The sequence below is a fragment of the Vibrio sp. Vf1514 genome, from assembly GCF_052076135.1.
Taxonomy (GTDB): domain Bacteria; phylum Pseudomonadota; class Gammaproteobacteria; order Enterobacterales; family Vibrionaceae; genus Vibrio; species Vibrio furnissii.
Map to the genome: position 1 here is coordinate 1,822,714 of NZ_CP197267.1, position 18,541 is coordinate 1,841,254.

An 18,541-nucleotide genomic window follows, 5' to 3' on the forward strand; every position below is an offset into this window, starting at 1 on the left:
AAGTCGATATTGGACGCAACTTACGCTATTGCGAATTAAACACATTTGCATATAATGAGAATTATTCGCATTCTCGTGGTGGCCATTATGTTCTCAATCAAACTGCCTAACTTCTCCGCGCTCTCCCAGCAGTTCATTCCGCTCCATTTGGGATACAAACGCTTGTTGCTGCCCGTTGCGTTGATGATGCTGTTACTCAGCCAAAACACACGCGAACTCGCGGTGCAGACTTTATCCGATTCGTTCTGGGCCGTGTCCACTTATGTGGCCCTGACATTAGCCATTTATCACTATGTATCCCGTTGGGTGAATGGAACCAACCGCTTTGTGGTTGCCTTTCATCAATCACGTCAGGTGCAAGTGCTCATCGCATCATTGCTCGGCGCTCTGCCCGGGTGTGGCGGTGCCATTGTCGTCACCACACAGTTTGTCAGCGGCAAAGTGGGCTTTGGGTCACTGGTGGCAGTGCTCACTGCCACCATGGGCGATGCGGCGTTTCTGCTGCTCGCCAGTCAGCCCTTAACCGGGCTGGGCGTTATCGGCGTCGGCATTGTGACCGGTTGCGTCACGGGGTTGGTTGTCAACGCGCTGCATCGTGATGATTTCATGCGACCCAAGCAAGAGAAGCTGCCGGATTCAGTGTCGCATGCCCCCGAAACACCGCTGGCGCAAACCGCGCTCAATCTGCAAGGCACGTTCTGGAAATGGTTGCTTGTGCCCGCTTCTCTGGTCGCCTTTGCACAATCGTTCCAAATCGATATCAATGCGCAGCTGGATTTCCCTGAGTTGACCATCGAATGGCTGGGCGCACTGCTGGCCGTGGTGAGTATACTGCTGTGGGCGCTGACACGCGAACTCGACACCTACCAAGATGCCGTGAGTGAAGATTGCAAAACCCGCCAAGCGCATCCCCTACAAAAGGCCGCGCAAGACACCAACTTCGTCAGTGCTTGGGTCATTCTGGCATTTCTTGCGTTTGAATTGGCCCACCATTTCACCGGCTGGGAAGTGAGCCAAGAGTGGCAACATTGGGGCGTTTGGATGCCGGCAGTCGGCATTTTAGTGGGCATGTTGCCTGGCTGCGGCCCTCAAATTCTGATCACCAGTTTGTATCTGGCGGGCAGTGTGCCGCTGTCGACCCAGTTGTCGAATGCGATTTCCAACGACGGCGATGCACTCTTTCCCGCCATCGCACTCGCGCCCAAAGCTGCGCTTTTTGCCACGCTTTACACCGCCATTCCCGCCATTGTTGTCGGCTACGGCTATTACTGGTTATTTGAACTCTGAAACCGCCCCCAGCCAAGCTGGGGGATTTTCTCGCGCCTTAATTTTATCTATATCTGATTTTCTCTAAACCTGATGTTCTCTAAACAAAGAAAAAGGGAGCCACGCTCCCTTTGCATTCAGCATGCGGTGACAATGGCTCGGCTGTGTAGTCCACTTGGCAGCGTCACCAGCAGGACTTGCGTCGCCTCATCACTCAGCGATTCGCCACTCCAAAAGTCATACCAACGCACGGGTTGACTGGCAATCAGCGTAAACTCACACGCATCCCCGCCAAAGTTAAACAAGCAATGCAGATCGTTCACTTCATTGAGTTTTAAGAACGTGCGATTGAGTGAGAGCGACGTCACTTTGGCCGTTTCCTGCGTCTGCCTATGGCGTGCAATCAGCTTTTGCAGGCTGGTTTTGGCAAATGCGGTGAGCTCTGGCAGTGGGTCGCCGGACAACAGCAGACCGCCGGCGGAGAGTATGACGTTCCGATGAAACTCATAGGCGTTCCGATCGGTCGCCTGATTAGGTAGAGACGTGAGCGTTAAGCAATCGGGATCAATTTGCCACAACTGGCGATGCTGCCAACTGCGGTAAAACGTTTCGCGGGCGATTTGATGGAACCGATGCGGATGACGCTCAACATCATCCGAGACGCGCATCGCATCCACCAGCCCCAGCGACGGCCACATGGGGGCGTTACACCCCAAAATCCACGCCGTTTGCGCGCCGTCAATGATCGCCTGCATCCCCATACGATAGGCTTCTACGCCTGTGACGCCTGCCTGATACCGTTTGCCTTTCAACGTTCCCCAGTAGTTGGCATCCAGCTTGAACAGCTCAATGCCCCACTCTTCTCGCATCGTGCGCACCACCTGCGTCAGGTGTTCTTGTACGTGTGGGTTGGAACCATCGAGAATATACCAAGGTGTGCAGCGCCAGCCGCCATAGGTCACGTCTTCAGCCTTCAACAGCGTGCCATCGGCATGACGCACAAACCATTCCGGATGATCGCGAAAGACCGTTGAATTCGGTTCAGCAATAAAAGGCGCCATCCAGATCGCGGGCTTTTTCCCACGTTGGCGAATAGACGCCACCACTTGTTTCACACCGGCGCTGAATTTAGTCGATGGCGTGAGCCAATCGCCCATAAACGCTTGATAGCCATCATCCAGCAGCACCCATTTCAATGCGTCCAACTCGCCTTGCATGGCGTCAACGTTGTCTCGAATGTGCTGCTCATTCACATCCGCATAATAGGCATACCACGAACACCATCCGACAGGCGCATCAGACTGACAATTCGGCCGCGGCGGATGATGCGCATGAATATAACGCACATAGTCACGGTAAAGCTGCGGCAGTGACTCGCCTTCCAACATGACGACCGATTCCAACCGATTCGATGCCCAGGATTGCGGTTCACTGCCTTCGCCATCAAGATAAGCCGTCACGCCGTACTGCCCTTGGTGCGGTTCAATCTCAAAATACCCAGCAAAACGCTGACACGAAGTAAAGCCAAACAGCAGGTAACCATTGGCGTGTTCAATCACCAAATAGTTGTAAAAGCGTTTCGGCGCATCGGCGGCATAAATACGGTAACTGAGGTTGTTGTCTGGGCAGCGGCCAACATCTTCGACTTGGCTCACTGTGCCAGCCGTTTGCGCCAGCATTTGGAATCCGTCGCCCAAAATCTTGGCGTCCGATTCCACATCAAGCACCGTTTTACACAGTGGGTAGCGAGCACTCAGCGGTGTGTTATGCAGGCCGATATATTCAAAGTGAAGCTCATTGCGATGCAGATGAACGCCCACATCCAGCGGCTGCAAAATCGCGACCTCACGTAAATTATCGAGTGTGAGTCGAGTCATATCATCCTCAAAATTCATGGTCTTTACTGATTGAGTATCGTGTGATTGGTCCACGCTATAAGTTATCAACGTCACGAAACACAAAAACGTTGGTTCGTTTGGCGAAAAAGCCAGCGGTGATTCTAGTCACAATCGACGCTGCAAACTCGTCGAGGACTGAACAAATGAACTACACTCAGCGTCATATTCTCAGGCTAGGAATGTGTTTTGCGACCCCGATTTTGTTTTCTGCTCAGTGCGCTACTCTCATGTTCATCGTCTGCATGGTCAGCCCCCATCATTCATGCGGTGCAAGATGCATGGCCACCGTATATCATTGATACATCAGATTATCCGGGCATTTCGGTTGAAATTGCTCAACAAGCTTATGCCAGCCAAGGTTATCAGTTAGAACTCGACATCAAGCCTTGGTCACGCGCATTAAAAGAGATTCAACATGGTCGCGACCAAATTGTCATCGCGGCATGGTATTCAGCGCAACGCGAGCCTCAATTGCGCTTTTCCGATCCTTACCTCTACACAGAAATCCATTTGATCGCACGCAAAGACCAACAAGTCTATTTCGGCAACTTTGAAGATTTGAAAGACAAAACCGTCGGGATTATCGAAAACTACGCGTATGACGATGATTTTATGGCCAGTCCATGGTTTAAGCGGGTGCCGTCGAGCGATCTTCTCTCCAGCATTCGCAAAGTTCACACCGGGCGGGTCGATCTTTTTATTGAAGATGAACGTGTGGCGCGCTGGACCATGGCCGAAAATAATATTCCCTCCGAGGATTTCAACTATATTCAGCCTCCAGTGTCTTTGAGCCCGTTGTACATCATGGTGGCCCGAGACAACCCCAACGCCCAAACGTATCTGGATGCGTTCAACCGCGGGCTGAAAACCATTCAAGCCAGCGGGGCCTATTTGGCCATCTTGCATAAGTACGACACTGACGTGCCGAACAAGAAAAAGCCAGCTCACTGAGCTGGCTTTTATCATCAAGAATACGGCAACGCTAGGCGACTTCGATCGGGCCACCGAAAGAGGTCACAGGCGGCACCTTACCAGTGAACTTCTCAAAATCCACGATACAAGTATTGGCTGAGGTGGCCTGCGCCAACTCTGAGGTACCCAGATCAAGCGTCAACGTATTCGGGTCACCGTAAGTACAGATCGCGCCCTCTTTCTCAGATAGCGGGCCGTACCACGCGCCCTCTTCAATGCGAATCACGCCGCGTGGGTAGCTGTCTGACAACACCGCGCCCGCCAGTAGCTGACCACGACCATTGAACACGCGCACCAAGTCACCGGCTTTGATGCCTTTGGCTTTGGCATCCATCGGGTTGATGTAAACCGGCTCACGACCTTGTACCGCATAAGTGGCACGGAACGCTTCGGATTCGCACATCTGTGAGTGCAGACGTTTATCCGGGTGGCAAGATTGCAGCCAGAACGGATATTTGTCTGATCCCGGGCCACCGTGTGAACGTTCAGTTTTCTCAAACCACATCGGGTGTTCCTGACAATGTTCGTAGCCGTAGCGACCAATCTTGCGAGAGGTGATTTCGATAAAGCCAGACGGCGTACCCAAGGCGTTGATCTCTGGGTCTTTACGGAAGTCGGCATGACGAACCCACGGTTTGCCTTCGCCAAACTCCAGCACGCTCTGTTCCCAGAACTCATCGAATTCTGGCATCTCAAACTTGCCTTCGTTGGCTTTTTTACAGTCATTGTAGAGCGAGCGTACCCACTCCATTTCGTCCATACCGCGTGTAAATTCTTCATGGCGGCCGAAACGACGTGTCAGCTCAGTCATGATTTCAAAGTCGGTTCGCGACTGAAACATCGGGTCCACCAAGCGGTGCATCGCAATCAGACCTTTGCCGGAATACGACCCATACGAGTCAATGTCGTTTCGCTCCCACTGCGTACAGGCTGGCAGTACGATGTCGGAGAAGCGACAAGTCGCCGTCCAGTTGAAATCAATCGTGACCACGGTTTCCAGTTTCTGGAACGCACGTTTCATCTTGTTGCGATCTTGGTGGTGATGCCACGGGTTGTTGCCCGAAATCACCATCATTTTGAAGCCAGGTAGCGTCACGGTGTTACCGTTGTGATTGATTTTCTTACCCGGTTCGAGAATCGCATCAATCCAGCGCGCGACCGGAATCGTGCGGCTGTAACCGTTGAAATTGGTGTTGTCCCATTTCGGTTTGGCGCCTTGATCCAAGTTGCGCGGGAAACCGCCCGGGCCTGCAAAACCGGTCGAAGGCACACCGATGCCCGAGTAATGGTGACCGTACGAAATGCCGCCGCCCGGCAGGCCGATCTGACCGATCATCGCCGCCAACACTGCCCCCATCCAATACGGCTGTTCACCATGTTCCTGACGCTGAATACACCAGCCGAACAGCAACTGCGTGCGACCTTTCACTAACATCCGGGCGAAATCGCGAATGGATTCTGGCGTCACGCCACAAATCTTCGCCGCCCATTCTGGCGTGCGTTCAATCTTGTCTTTGGTATTCCCCAACACGTATTGAATGAAGTCATCAAAACCCAAACAGTAAGTGCTGATGAACTTCTTGTCGTAAAGATCTTCGGTGTACAGCACATGCGCGACCGCCAACATAAACGCCACATCAGTTTGTGGGTTGATGTACAGGTGATCGTTTTGCAGGAAACGCTGCGTTTTGTTCTTCACCGGATCGACAGAAACCACATTCACTTCGCCCTTGGCGATTTTCTCTTTCAGTTGATCGAGATAGCCAAAGGATTGGTGCGTTTCGCAGTTCCAACCCACTTGCAGGTTTTTCACCGGATCGTTCGCCCACAAAATGATGTTATCGGAATGCTCCAGGATTTCCGTCCATGAGGTGCCTTGTGCGTACACTTCGGTCGAACCCAACACGTACGGCATGATGGTTTGGCCAGCACCGGTCGAGTAGTCACCCACTTTGGTGATGTAGTTGCCGTGCATGCCTACCGCGCGCTGCATCATCGCCGTACAGTTGTGGAATGCGCCGGTTTGGTTCCAGCCGGTTTGACCCGCGTGCAGTGCCCAAGGGCCGTATTGCTTCTGTACGCGTTCCAATTCGCGGTAGAACAAGTCAATCGCTTCATCCCAAGTGACACGGATAAAACGGTTATTGCCGCGGGTTTCAGCGCTGTATTTATGCTTTTTCAGCCAATCAAGGCGCACCATGGGGTAACGCACGCGCGATGGGCTGTAAATAATGCCTTTGATGCCGTTGAGCATCTCGGTCGGGTGTTTGTCGGTTTCCAGCGGTTGAATGGCCTGAACCTTGCCACCGTAGATCTGGGCGCGAAACGCGCCCCAGTGTGAACCCGACACTTTCCAGGTACCGGTGGTTTCAGCGGCCTGAGCCGTGATTGGTGTCAGCAAGCTTGGGCCAATAATCGACGCCGCACTGGTGGTTGCCACACCTTTTAGAAAACTTCTTCGTGTAATCGCCATGGGTTGACTCCGTAAGACGCAGATTAATGGTGACCTTCAGCAAAATCTGAAGAGTGTTTTTGCAAGTACTTCAAAACCAGCGCTTCACTGTCGGTATCGAAGTTCACGAATGCCAGCATGCCGTCGAACATGCCCGGCCAAGTGTTGGCATCGAAGTGCGCTTCATCCGGTTGGGTGTGACATACCGAACAGTTGGTTTTGTATGCTTCACGCGCTTTTTCCCACACCGGTTGCACATCATTGAGCATCGCTTCTTTCTTCATCCACACTTTGGCGGTCACTTCTTCCCAAGGCAGTCCGGTCAGATCATCGACTTTCTTCTCGCCCACAGTCACAATCGCATCGGATTGCGCGGCGTCTTTCAGTAGTGAACCCACCGCGATGTTCATACCGAAATCTTCCTGAATCACGCGGCCAAAGCCTTTCGCTTTACGCCAGCCCGAGATTTCGACTTGCATCATGTCGCCCTTCTCAGACAACACTTTGACTTGCGATGCTGGGTTGAGCAGCCCCGCTTCAACTTGGGCTTGCGCATCTTCATACAGTGGCAGATGACGCACGCTGACCAGCGTCTCGCCGCCAGCATAATCGGTGTTCGAGGCCATGCCTTCCAGTTCACCAATCAGGCCACCAGAGCTGTCCATATTTTTCGGCAGGTTGTGCGCGATGCCTTTGTGACAATCGATACAGCTTTGATCCCGCTCTGCCGCTTGCTTCATCTGAATGCGCGCGGTTGGCGACATTTGTTCAAAGTCCATCGAGTCGTAGTTGTGACAGTTTTTACATTCGAGGGATTTATTCGCCGAGAAGCGATCCCATTCATGCTTGGCTAACTCAATGCGACGCTCTTCGAATTTCTCAGGCGTACCCAGATCGCCAAAGACTTGGGCAAACACCTCTTTCGAAGCCTGCATCTTGCGGGCGATTTTAGAGGTCCAGTCGTGCGGTACGTGACAATCCGGACAAGTGGCTCGCACGCCGGAATGGTTCTTCCAGTGCACGGTTTCTTGCAGCTCAACATACACGTTGTCGCGCATGGTATGGCAGCTAATGCAAAACTCTTCGGTGTTGGTGGCTTCCAGCGCGGTATTGAACCCACCCCAGAAAATCACCCCAGCAATAAAACCACCCATGGTCAGTACACCCAAACTGATGTGTACTGCTGGTCGCGTCATGGTACGCCACATTTTTACGATTAAAGATTTCATGTTTCGTTCTCTTAAAATGTCGTTGAGCAGAGGGAAAAGTGAACGACCATTAGCCGTGCACGCCCGGAGGTCCGAAGACGAACATTTGAAGCATCCAAACGATGAATCCATATCCGCCGACAAACGCGACACTCAAAATCGGAAACAGAACGACAGTGATGAAGAGGAATGACTTCCACTCCAGAGAGCGTTTTTCACCGCCCTCAATTTTATTAACATCACGCATACAATTGCCCATTTAAATTGAAGGTATTTTGAACAACTGACGAATTGAGTCATCACTTGTTCGTTATTTATTGGGCAAAATGCTAAACCATAAAATTAGTAAGGTTCAATCGAATTACTGCGTTCAACCCTTGTTATTCAATAGTTTTTTGAGTTTGAACGGAGATGTGTTGAATTAAAAAATCGTGTTAAAGAATATGAACAGATATGAAAAAATAATATTGTTATTAGCGCAAGAAAATACATCATGTTTTTTAACTTTCCGTATTTCAGAGCGATGTAAAATCATCAAGACCATTCTCTTTTCGAGTTCAATTTTATCGAATTTGTTATTATTTTGTTTCAGTGATGTTTTAAAAACTTTCTGATAAACGTCCTCATTTCCTGCTAAATTAAGCAGAAAAACAGAGGAGAACAAAATGAACGGTGTGGTCGATATTTCGTGGTGGCAATTGGCGCTATTTAGCACCCTGCTCGCGATTCCGCTCGCGGTGAACGCCTACCACCAACTGGATATCGGCAAAGAGATGTTGTGGTCGATTGGACGCATGGCATTACAACTGCTTCTGGTGGGGATCTATCTGGAATACCTGTTCGAGCACAATAGCCTGTGGGTTAATTTGGCGTGGTTAATGGTCATGATTGGGGTGGGCGCCAGTTCAATTGTCTCCAAAGCCAAACTGCCCGTGACCATGCTCATTGGGCCGATTGTCATCGGGCTGGCGGTCGGGTTGTTTCCTCTGATTATTTTGCTGTGTGTGGCGGTGGTACAACCCACGCCTTGGTACAGCGCGCAATACATGATTCCGCTGGCAGGCATGCTGCTGGGCAACAGTCTCAGTGGCAACATCGTTGCGCTGCAAAATCTATTTACCGCATATCAAGAGCGGCGCGCGGAATACGAAGGCGCGTTATCATTAGGCGCATCACCGATTTATGCATCACGCGGTTTTGTACGCAGCGCGCTGCGCAAAGCCAGTGCGCCACTGCTGGCGTCGATGGCCGCAACCGGGTTGGTCACCCTCCCCGGCATGATGACTGGTCAAATTTTAGGCGGCACATCCCCCCTCATCGCCATCAAGTACCAATTACTGATCATGATCGCCATTTTCGTGATGCTGAATATTTCGCTCACTTTATCCGTGCATCTCACGCTACGCGTTGCATTGAGCAAAGAAGGACGAGTAAAAGTGCGCTTTACCGATGAAAACAGTGAATAAAATGCAAGGGGGACAGTTGCCACGACACGCGCCAACCCAGTGCAGATCACGCACAATCCTTGTGCAGCTTTTGCAACATAAATCATCCATTTAAGGTTACGCACCTGCTTTAAAACAAGTTATCCACAGAAAATGTGGATAACCGTGAAAAACAAAAAACGCCACAAAGTGGCGTTTTTCATTCATTTGATCATCAACTCGCGATTATCGCATCAGTCTTTTAAGTAGATCAGCCAGTACCACATACCGACAAACACCCCACCGCCGACGATGTTACCCAACGTCACCGGAATCAGGTTGTTGACGAAGAACGTCATAAAGTTGAGGTCGGCATACTGTGCAATGTCAGCACCCGTCATTTGCCAGAACGCTTCCGGCGCAAAGTATTTAATGCCGATTGCCATAGGCACTTGGAACATGTTCGCAATGCAGTGCTCAAAGCCGGACGACACAAACATCGCCACAGGCAGAATCATCACCATCACTTTGTCGGTCAGGGAACGCGCACTGAACGTCATCCATACCGCCAGACACACCAGAATGTTACACATCAGGCCCAAAGAAAACGCCTGAATAAAGGTGTGATGCAGTTTATGTTGGGAAATCGCCATCGCGTTCAGACCCAGCAAACCGCCATCTTCCATGTATTGTTTGGTTGCCAGCATGATAATCACCAGCAGAATGGAGCCCGCCATGTTACCGAAGTAAACCACGATCCAGTTCTTGACCAACTGCATCCACGAGATTTTACCACTCGCTTTGGCCACCAGCGTTAACACGCTACTGGTAAACAGTTCACCACCGGTGATCACAACCAGAATCAGGCCTAAACTGAAAGCCAGTCCGCCCAGCAGCTTGGTCACGCCGTAAGGCATGTCCTGCGCGCCTGTGGTCACGACTGTATAGAAGACAAAAGCAATACCGATATGAATACCTGCGGAGATAGCGAGAAGGAACGATTTGTAGGCCGCTTTAGTCGCTTTGCCCACCCCCGTATCTGCAGCACGTTCAGCCATTTGCGGCGGCAATAAAGAGTCGAATTGGTTGAGGTTCATAGTTGTTACATTTTGATACATTCAGAAGAGTGGCGGATAATCGCCCGATTTCCTCTTTTATTCAAGGGCTATTTTGCATGTTTACTCAATTTGTTTTTATCGTGAGACCAATTAAATTTTTTCATAGCACCTCAGTTTCTTATTCACTCAAACTAACTTTGATAGAAATCAATTTATTACACTGATAAACAAGACAATTTAATTCACATTTTGCCAAACCCATTGCCATATATTTCGATATGACGATGATTCATATCATTGAGCAGACTGATTACAAAACTGACGAAATACCTGACGAAAAAAGCATCATAACAGTTCGATATAACACTTCTGTTTCGGAGTGATTGCGCGATCGAAATGACACGACTATCGTGAACCTAATTCAATCATTAAGAAGGGCTCACGATGAAATTTTCTCAACAGCATCTCGACGAACTGAACCTGTTACTTCAGTTTGATATCGGCAGTGCCGCGACAGGAATCAAAGTTCACACCGACGCCTCCGATGCGGCGCAAAGTGCCGCTCAGCGCTTGTTCGAGAAGCAGCTTTGTACTCAACCCGATGGTGGCTACCTCACCAACGAAGGAATTGCCATGGCCGAACAGGCCGATCGATTGTTGCGCGTGCTGAGCGCCTAACGATCTCATGACCTCACGAACGAACTGAAAAGAGCGCCAATCGGCGCTCTTTTTGTGTCTACTGCATTTTGGTGGCAATCACCCAACGTTGATAAGGTTGAAGTTTGTCGTAGCCCCAGTTGAACGCAATCGTATAGAAGAAGAAAAACGTCAGGAATCCGGCTTCCAGCAGCAGCGCGGTCGACCACGACACTTGCAAGAACCACGCAATCACAGGCACCGTGACAAACACCAAGCTACCTTCAAAGCCCACCGCATGCCACACTCGAATCTTTGCTTTGCGCTGCGTGCGATCAGCCCCAAACAGGCGATCAAACCCCACGTTATAAACGTAGTTCCAAACCACGGTAAAAAGACTCAACCCAATCCCAATCGCGGCCATGCTGCCGCCACTTTTCCCCGATAACAACGCGCCTAATGGCACGACAAATAGTAAAGCCATCAACTCAAAGCTGATGGCGTGAAATAAACGCTCTTGGTTAGACATGATTCGTCGCTCCGACTGTGGACATGGCGTCATTTTCATCTAGTATTGCGATAGATATAAGTTAGATACCATCGGTAAAAGCGATATGTTTAGTATTGAGCAGCTTGAAGCGTTCATCGCCACCGCAGCGTGTGGCTCCTTTTCCAGCGCTGCACGTAAACTGGGCAAAGTGCAATCGGCCATCAGTCAACATGTGATGAATTTGGAGATCGATTGCAACAGCCAACTGTTTGAACGCCAAGGACGTTATCCGGTACTCACCCCTGCTGGGCATAAGCTACTGCCCTACGCCCAAGCGACGGTGCAGCAGCACAAGCGTCTGATCCAACAAGCCACGGGGTTGTCTATGCAAGGCAGCCAGCAACTGACGCTGGCGCTCGATGAAGGCATTTTGCTGTCAGGGCTTACCTCACTGCTGACTGCACTCGAAACCGAATTTCCCTTGATAGAACTGGAATGCTTAAGTGCTTCGAGCAAAGACGTGATTGAAATGATTGAAAGCGGCCGCGCCACGTGCGGGTTAATTTTCAGTGAGTTAGCACTGCCTGAGACGATCGATTTTGAATCCATCGGTTCGATTAAGTTTGATGTCTACGTTTCGAGTCAACACGCCCTCGCCCAATCCGTCGCCCCACACATCGACACACTGCGCCTGCACCGGCAATTGGCGGTTCGTTCGCGCAACTACACCGCCAGCAGTTTTCATCAGCCGCACAGTCCCGATGTATGGTACGCTGACAACTACTATTTGTTGCTGGACTTAGCGATTCATGGTTTTGGTTGGTGCCTACTTCCAACGCACCTCGCACAAGCGGAAATCGAGGCCGGTCGGCTGGTGCGTGTGCCGGTCGCTTTTGAGCAACTGGCTTGGTACACCAACGTCGATGTCATTCAACATCATCAATACGCTCAAGATTCCATTCATCAGCGCACTCGTGAACTGCTGCGCCAACTGTTTAAAGGACAATCACAATGACGCATATCGCCATCATCGGTGCTGGCTGGCTGGGTTTGCCACTGGCGAAACATCTTCAATCGCTTGGGTATCAGGTCAGTGCGAGCCGCACATCTCAACAAGGCGTTGACGAACTGACACAACACGGCATCCACGGGTTTATTTGCGATCTCAGTCAATCGGATCATTTAGCTGACATAATCGCGTCATTGGGTTGCGATACTGTGGTGGGTAGTTTCCCTCCGGGATTTCGACGCGGACAAGGGGCAGAATACGCCAAGCAGTGGCAAGACCTGGCCAATGCAGCCCAAGTCGCGCAGTGCAAAAAGTTGGTGATGGTCAGCTCCACCACCGTCTATCCAGACCGAGCAGAACCGATGAATGAAGCAAAAGCAACGCTTGCGCTGGCACTCTCTGAGCCAGATTTCTCAGCCAACGCAAAAGTGATGTTGCAAGCCGAGCAAAGCATCATAGACTCAGGGCTAGATTATGCGATTGTCCGCTGTAGCGGCCTGATTGGCCCAAGCCGTCACCCGGCTCGCTTTGCCGCCCGGTTAAAGCAAGTCAGTGCATTAGCACCAGCGAACATGTTGCATTTGACCGACGCTGTCGGTGCCGTGACCTTTGCCGTTGAACACCTGTCTCGAGAGGTGGTCAATGCCACGACGCCCAATACCGTGAGCAAAGCAGAATTCTATCAAGCCGCGTTGCAAGCCGCCGCTTCCAACGAGGCACTGCCGCCAGTGGTCCAGATTGCCGATAAACAAATTGTCAGCGACAAATTGGTTCAGGCGGGATATCAGTTTCACTATTCACACACTCTGGAGGCCTTCAATGGCGATGAGTAAACATCTATATCAGCATCTCGAAACGCTTTGGCAATACATGCAAATGGGACATCAGCTGACCGCTGCCGATGTCATTTTCGTCCCGGGCAGCAACGATACCCGAGTCGCTGAAATCGCAGCCGCCGCCTATCACAAAGGCTTGGCGCCGCTGATTGTGTTCTCCGGCGGCCACGGTCGTTTTACCGATGGCATTTTTAAACACAGCGAAGCCGTCACCTTTGCCCAAGTGGCGAAAGATTGCGGCGTGCCTTCTGACGCTTTGTTACTCGAACCGCGTTCCACCAACAGCGGCGAGAACGTGCGCTTCACGCATGAACTGCTGCAGAAAAAAGGCATTCACCCTCGTAAAATCATTCTGGTGCAAAAACCGTACATGGAACGCCGCGCTTACGCGACCTTCATGAAGCAATGGCCTGACGCGATTGATTCGTTACAAGTCACTTCCATGGGCGGCACCTTCTTTGACTACCTGACTGAAGATTTGACGCTCGATTTCGTGCTCTACGCCATGATTGGCGATTTCGAACGCATTCAGCACTACCCCGAAAAAGGCTATCAAATTGAGCAGCCGATCCCGGAAGCGGTGATGCAAGCCTATCAGGCACTCAAACCGCTGGTTGCGTAAACCAAGTCACCCGCCATCGGTTCACTGGTTCAGGGATTCAGTGGTTCGGGGACCAAACGCAAAAAAGGATGGGTCACCCCATCCTTTTTATCGAGAAAGACAATGGCAGCTTAGCGCCCCAACGCTTCTTTATAATGCTGACGACACACCGACACGTATTTGTCGTTGCCACCAATCGCCACTTGGTCACCTTCGGAAATCGCATTGCCATGCTCATCCGTGCGGATCACCATGTTGGCTTTGCGCCCACAATGACAAATGGTTTTCAGCTCAATCAGTTTATCTGCCCACGACAACAGGTATTTACTGCCTTCAAACAGCTCCCCCAAAAAGTCAGTGCGCAAACCGTAGCAGAGTACGGGAATATCCAGTTTATCCACCACTTCAGTCAGTTGATAAACTTGTTCTTTGGTCAGAAACTGACACTCATCCACCAACACACAATGACGTTTTTCGTTTTGATGCAGTTGCTTGATGGCATCAAACAGATTGGTGTCCGAGGTAAAGAGATGTGCATCCGCTTCTAAGCCGATTCGAGAACTCACTTTACCCACGCCAAAACGATCATCGATCGCCGCGGTGAAGATCACGGGCGTCATGCCGCGTTCTTGATAGTTAAACGATGATTGAAGCAGTGTGGTCGACTTACCCGCGTTCATTGCCGAGTAATAAAAATACATCTGAGCCAAAGTGCTGTTTCCTGTCTAAAACTAAAATTCGCGCAATGATAAGCAAACAGGCAGCATCACGGCCATCACTCGCTTCACATTTGCGCGATCATCAATAAAAAAAGGGTGGCTAAGCCACCCTATCAAATGCTTATTCTGCTTTTTCTTTCGCCGCAGTCACGGCAATCGCCAGCTCATCCAGCGCGGCTGGGTTTGCAAGGCTCGGTGCATCAGTCAGGAGACACGCCGCTGCGGTTGTTTTAGGGAACGCGATCACATCACGGATGTTTTCGGTACCACACAGCAGCATCACCAAACGGTCCAAACCGAACGCCAGACCCGCATGTGGTGGCGTACCGAATTTCAGTGCATCCAACAGGAAGCCGAATTTCAGTTGTTGCTCTGCCGCATCAATGCCCAGCAGGTCGAATACCGCCGCTTGCATGGTTGCATCGTGAATACGTACCGAACCGCCGCCGACTTCGTAGCCGTTCAGAACCATGTCGTATGCGTTTGATAGCGCACCTTCTGGATTCGCTTTCAGCTCTTCCGGTGTCATGTTCAGTGGTGACGTGAATGGGTGGTGCATTGCAGCCACATTGCCTTCGTCGTCCGATTCAAACATTGGGAAATCAACCACCCACAGTGGTGCCCAAGTGGATTCGTTGGTGATGTTCAGCTCTTTACCCACTTTCAGACGCAGCGCGCCCAGTGCTTCAGAAACCACGTTGGCTTTGTCGGCACCGAATAGGATGATGTCGCCAGTTTGTGCGCCAGTACGCTCAAGGATGGCCGACACGATCGTTTCGTTCAGGAATTTCGCTACTGGCGATTGAATACCTTCCATGCCTGCAGCTAGGTCGTTCACTTTCAACCATGCCAGACCTTTCGCGCCATAAATCGCAACAAACGCCGTGTATTCATCAATTTGTTTACGAGACAGCGCCGCACCACCTGGTACGCGCAGTGCCGCAACACGGCCTTTTTCATCGTTCGCAGGGCCAGAGAAGACTTTGAAATCGACCTCTTTCAGCAGATCAGCCACATCCACCAGTTCCATCGGGTTACGAAGGTCTGGTTTGTCGCTACCGAAACGACGCATCGCTTCGCTGTATGGCATAACAGGGAAATCGCCCAGATCCACGTTCAGCAGCTCAAGCCACATTTCGCGAATCATTTTTTCAGTCACAGCACGCACTTGATCCGCCGTCATGAATGACGTTTCGATATCGATCTGAGTGAATTCTGGTTGACGGTCAGCACGCAAATCTTCGTCGCGGAAACATTTAACGATTTGGTAGTAACGGTCAAAGCCTGACATCATCAGCAGCTGTTTAAAGAGCTGAGGAGATTGTGGCAGCGCGTAGAATTTACCTTTGTGAACACGGCTTGGTACCAAGTAGTCACGTGCACCTTCTGGCGTTGCTTTAGTCAAAACTGGGGTTTCTATGTCGAGGAAACCGTTGGTATCTAGGAAACGACGAACGAAGCTTGATGCTTTCGCGCGCAGTTTGATGCGATCGCTCATTTCAGGACGACGCAGGTCTAGGTAACGGTATTTCAGACGTTGCTCTTCCGAGTTCTTCTGGTTGAAGTCGAGTGGCAGAACATCAGAACGGTTAATGATCTGTAGGCCTTTCGCCAAGACTTCGATTTCGCCTGTCGCCATGTCTTTGTTCACTTGGCTGTCAGGACGAGCGTGTACTTCGCCAGTCAGTTTGATACAGAATTCATTACGAAGCTGGTTTGCCACTTCAAAAACGTCTGCCATATCGGGATCAACAACCACCTGAACGACGCCTTCACGATCTCGCATATCAATGAAGATCAGTCCGCCTAAATCACGACGGCGGTTAACCCAACCGCAAAGCTCAACAGTTTGTCCTGCGAGGGACTTGTTCAGGTGACCACAATAATGGCTACGCATAATGAAATTCCCAATCTCTAATTAATCATCAAATTCTAAGCTGTGGATTCCTCGTTGAAGCCACAGCGCAAAGTTCCATTTATACGCTGAAAGGCGATCAAGATCGACCTTCCAGAATACAATTTGTTGTGTTTTATCAAGCGCCGCTGTTTTTTAGTACAATAATCCGCCAAATCAGCGATTAAAGCATCGACGCCCTGTAAAATTGGCGCTGATTATATACCCAAGTGTCGACGAAATGCGAGGTCACTTGGGTCAAGACGCAATCTGTCGTATCCTGCCCCGTACCAGCCCAACCGCAACGGAATTTGAGCCATTACCATGAATGACCTTCCTCTTCGACTCGGACTGACGATGTGGTCGCACCCTGCTTGGCAGAGCGGCTTTTATGGCAGCGGCACGCAAGCGGCTGAACGTTTGGCGAAATACGCGCAGGTTTTTCATACTGTCGAAGGCAACACCACGTTTTATGCGTCCCCATCGCCGGCCACGGTACAGAACTGGAAAGCGGCCACCCACGATGCATTCCGCTTTACCTTTAAACTGCCCAAAAGCATTACGCATCAGCACCTGCTGCAGGGGTGTCAGGATGAACTGAAAACCTTCATGACACTGATGGAACCGCTGCACGACCGAGTCGGAATGTGGACGATTCAATTGCCCGCAGCATTTGGCCCCGAGCACCTTGACCATCTGAAAAAGTTTCGCCGTTATTTCCCGCGTGAATTTCCACTGGGCGTCGAAGTCCGTCATATGGCGTATTTTGCCAAAGGCGACGCTGAACGCGCGCTCAATCAATGGCTGATGGAAGAGCAAATTGACCGCATTATCATGGACAGTCGCCCCGTTTTTGCCGCCCCGCCATCTAACGAAGTCATCATCGATGCGCAAATGAAGAAGCCCAAAGTGCCCGTACATGCCATCGCGACCGCCAGCAAACCGATGATCCGATTCATCGGCCACCCGGAGCATGACGCAAACCTGCCCTTCTTTGCACCGTGGTTGCATAAGTTACCACAGTGGATCCGCGACGGAAAACAACCTTATGTGATGATTCACACGCCGGACAATCATTTTGCGCCAGAGCTTGCAGCAACACTTTATCATTCATTGCAGGCAGCCCTGACGCTGCCTGACTTGGCACCGTTTCCAGCCCAAGATGGCAACAACCAACTGGCGATGTTCTAACCCGTCACTTGCACTTGAATTCATGGCGGGACATTTGCTGATGAGAAACACCGCCCGCTTAATGACAGCAGGCAAAATTTTTCATAAAATACGCGCCTTTTCTTGAGCCTGAAGCGATCTTCAGGCTGACGCGAGCTGCCGTGAGGTTACCATGAGCAACAAAGACACTATCTTTTCAGCCCCTATCGATAAGATCGGAGACTTTACGTTCGATGAACGTGTGGTTGAAGTCTTTCCAGATATGATTCAGCGATCGGTCCCCGGCTACGCCAATATTATTTCGGCGATTGGCATGCTGGCCGAACGCTTTGCCAAGCCTCACAGCAACCTGTATGACTTGGGTTGTTCACTCGGCGCAGCCACGCTCTCCATGCGTCGCAACATCAAACAGGAAGGCTGCAAGATCATTGGCGTCGACAATTCGGCCGCCATGGTGGAACGCTGTAAACTACACGTCAACGCGTACCGCTCGGACACCCCCGTCGAGGTGATTGAAGCGGATATTCGCAACATTGATATCACCAACGCCTCAGTGGTGGTACTCAACTTCACCTTGCAATTCTTGTCGCCAGAAGACCGCTACACGCTGCTAGAGAAAATCTACGCAGGCTTACGCCCGGGCGGCATTTTGATCCTGTCGGAAAAATTCATCTTCGAAAATCAGGCGGCTCACGAACTGTTGATTGACCTACACCACGACTTCAAACGCGCAAACGGCTACAGCGAGCTGGAAATCAGCCAAAAACGCAGTGCGATTGAAAACGTGATGCGTCCGGATTCTGTCGAAACGCATAAAGCACGCTTCGAACAGCTGGGCTTTTCGAGCTACGAAGTGTGGTTCCAATGCTTTAACTTCGGCTCCATGTTCGCCATTAAATAAATCAATT

17 protein-coding genes are annotated in these 18,541 nt (G+C 50.9%); 9 read left to right on the top strand and 8 right to left on the bottom strand.

The features are described 5' to 3' along the window. Positions 1 to 87: 87 nt before the first annotated feature. Positions 88 to 1,287, top strand: a complete 1,200-nt coding sequence (locus tag ACS18Q_RS08415; protein WP_441256917.1) for a putative manganese transporter — start codon at positions 88 to 90, stop codon at positions 1,285 to 1,287. Positions 1,288 to 1,403: 116 nt separating this feature from the next. Here ACS18Q_RS08415 and ACS18Q_RS08420 read toward each other — a convergent pair whose 3' ends face one another. Next, a complete protein-coding gene (locus ACS18Q_RS08420; protein WP_441256918.1) occupies positions 1,404 to 3,143 on the bottom strand; it encodes a glycoside hydrolase family 36 protein in 1,740 nt (579 codons plus the stop codon). Positions 3,144 to 3,350: 207 nt separating this feature from the next. Between ACS18Q_RS08420 and ACS18Q_RS08425 the strand changes: the two genes are divergently transcribed. After that, a complete protein-coding gene (locus ACS18Q_RS08425; RefSeq protein WP_441256919.1) occupies positions 3,351 to 4,115 on the top strand; it encodes a substrate-binding periplasmic protein in 765 nt (254 codons plus the stop codon). Positions 4,116 to 4,146: 31 nt separating this feature from the next. On the opposite strand, the gene torA is transcribed toward ACS18Q_RS08425, so the two are convergent. From torA to torE, 3 genes are read right to left on the bottom strand one after another with little or no spacing between them, the layout of a single operon-like run. Next, positions 4,147 to 6,609, bottom strand: a complete 2,463-nt coding sequence (gene torA, locus ACS18Q_RS08430; protein ID WP_441256920.1) for a trimethylamine-N-oxide reductase TorA — start codon at positions 6,607 to 6,609, stop codon at positions 4,147 to 4,149. Positions 6,610 to 6,632: 23 nt separating this feature from the next. Then, complete coding sequence (gene torC / locus ACS18Q_RS08435; protein WP_038151039.1) at positions 6,633 to 7,817, bottom strand: pentaheme c-type cytochrome TorC; 1,185 nt, start codon at positions 7,815 to 7,817, stop codon at positions 6,633 to 6,635. A gap of 49 nt (positions 7,818 to 7,866) precedes the next feature. Then, a complete protein-coding gene (torE, locus tag ACS18Q_RS08440) occupies positions 7,867 to 8,043 on the bottom strand; it encodes a trimethylamine N-oxide reductase system protein TorE (RefSeq protein WP_004725488.1) in 177 nt (58 codons plus the stop codon). Positions 8,044 to 8,461: 418 nt separating this feature from the next. Here torE and ACS18Q_RS08445 point away from each other — a divergent pair, with 418 nt between their 5' ends. After that, positions 8,462 to 9,262 carry an ABC transporter permease gene (locus tag ACS18Q_RS08445; RefSeq protein ID WP_004725486.1) on the top strand — a complete coding sequence of 267 codons (801 nt, stop codon included), beginning with the start codon at positions 8,462 to 8,464 and terminating at the stop codon, positions 9,260 to 9,262. A gap of 212 nt (positions 9,263 to 9,474) precedes the next feature. Here ACS18Q_RS08445 and focA read toward each other — a convergent pair whose 3' ends face one another. Continuing rightward, the gene (gene focA, locus ACS18Q_RS08450) at positions 9,475 to 10,317 is read right to left on the bottom strand and encodes a formate transporter FocA (protein ID WP_004725484.1); all 843 of its coding nucleotides are present in this window, start codon (positions 10,315 to 10,317) and stop codon (positions 9,475 to 9,477) included. Between the two features lie 405 nt (positions 10,318 to 10,722). Between focA and ACS18Q_RS08455 the strand changes: the two genes are divergently transcribed. Further along, positions 10,723 to 10,956: a TIGR02647 family protein gene (locus tag ACS18Q_RS08455; RefSeq protein ID WP_004725482.1), complete on the top strand. Its 234-nt coding sequence runs from the start codon at positions 10,723 to 10,725 to the stop codon at positions 10,954 to 10,956. A 58-nt stretch (positions 10,957 to 11,014) separates the two neighbouring features. On the opposite strand, the gene ACS18Q_RS08460 is transcribed toward ACS18Q_RS08455, so the two are convergent. After that, positions 11,015 to 11,443, bottom strand: coding sequence for a PACE efflux transporter (locus ACS18Q_RS08460; RefSeq protein ID WP_441256921.1), 429 nt, complete (start codon positions 11,441 to 11,443; stop codon positions 11,015 to 11,017). Positions 11,444 to 11,528: 85 nt separating this feature from the next. Between ACS18Q_RS08460 and ACS18Q_RS08465 the strand changes: the two genes are divergently transcribed. From ACS18Q_RS08465 to ACS18Q_RS08475, 3 genes are read left to right on the top strand one after another with little or no spacing between them, the layout of a single operon-like run. Continuing rightward, complete coding sequence (locus tag ACS18Q_RS08465; RefSeq protein ID WP_055466194.1) at positions 11,529 to 12,419, top strand: LysR family transcriptional regulator; 891 nt, start codon at positions 11,529 to 11,531, stop codon at positions 12,417 to 12,419. Beyond that, positions 12,416 to 13,246, top strand: a complete 831-nt coding sequence (locus tag ACS18Q_RS08470) for an NAD(P)H-binding protein (RefSeq protein ID WP_441256922.1) — start codon at positions 12,416 to 12,418, stop codon at positions 13,244 to 13,246. The genes ACS18Q_RS08465 and ACS18Q_RS08470 overlap by 4 nt, the downstream gene beginning before the upstream one ends. After that, positions 13,239 to 13,871 carry a YdcF family protein gene (locus tag ACS18Q_RS08475; RefSeq protein ID WP_038151407.1) on the top strand — a complete coding sequence of 211 codons (633 nt, stop codon included), beginning with the start codon at positions 13,239 to 13,241 and terminating at the stop codon, positions 13,869 to 13,871. Before ACS18Q_RS08470 ends, ACS18Q_RS08475 begins: the two co-directional genes overlap by 8 nt. Before the next feature lie 110 nt (positions 13,872 to 13,981). Here ACS18Q_RS08475 and ACS18Q_RS08480 read toward each other — a convergent pair whose 3' ends face one another. Next, positions 13,982 to 14,560: a thymidine kinase gene (locus ACS18Q_RS08480; RefSeq protein WP_004725473.1), complete on the bottom strand. Its 579-nt coding sequence runs from the start codon at positions 14,558 to 14,560 to the stop codon at positions 13,982 to 13,984. 130 nt (positions 14,561 to 14,690) lie between these two features. Beyond that, positions 14,691 to 16,466: an aspartate--tRNA ligase gene (gene aspS / locus ACS18Q_RS08485; protein WP_143678888.1), complete on the bottom strand. Its 1,776-nt coding sequence runs from the start codon at positions 16,464 to 16,466 to the stop codon at positions 14,691 to 14,693. 321 nt (positions 16,467 to 16,787) lie between these two features. Between aspS and ACS18Q_RS08490 the strand changes: the two genes are divergently transcribed. Both ACS18Q_RS08490 and cmoA read left to right on the top strand, forming a co-directional pair. Further along, a complete protein-coding gene (locus tag ACS18Q_RS08490; RefSeq protein ID WP_172561443.1) occupies positions 16,788 to 17,654 on the top strand; it encodes a DUF72 domain-containing protein in 867 nt (288 codons plus the stop codon). Positions 17,655 to 17,805: 151 nt separating this feature from the next. After that, positions 17,806 to 18,534, top strand: a complete 729-nt coding sequence (gene cmoA, locus ACS18Q_RS08495) for a carboxy-S-adenosyl-L-methionine synthase CmoA (protein WP_014204914.1) — start codon at positions 17,806 to 17,808, stop codon at positions 18,532 to 18,534. Positions 18,535 to 18,541: the final 7 nt, after the last annotated feature.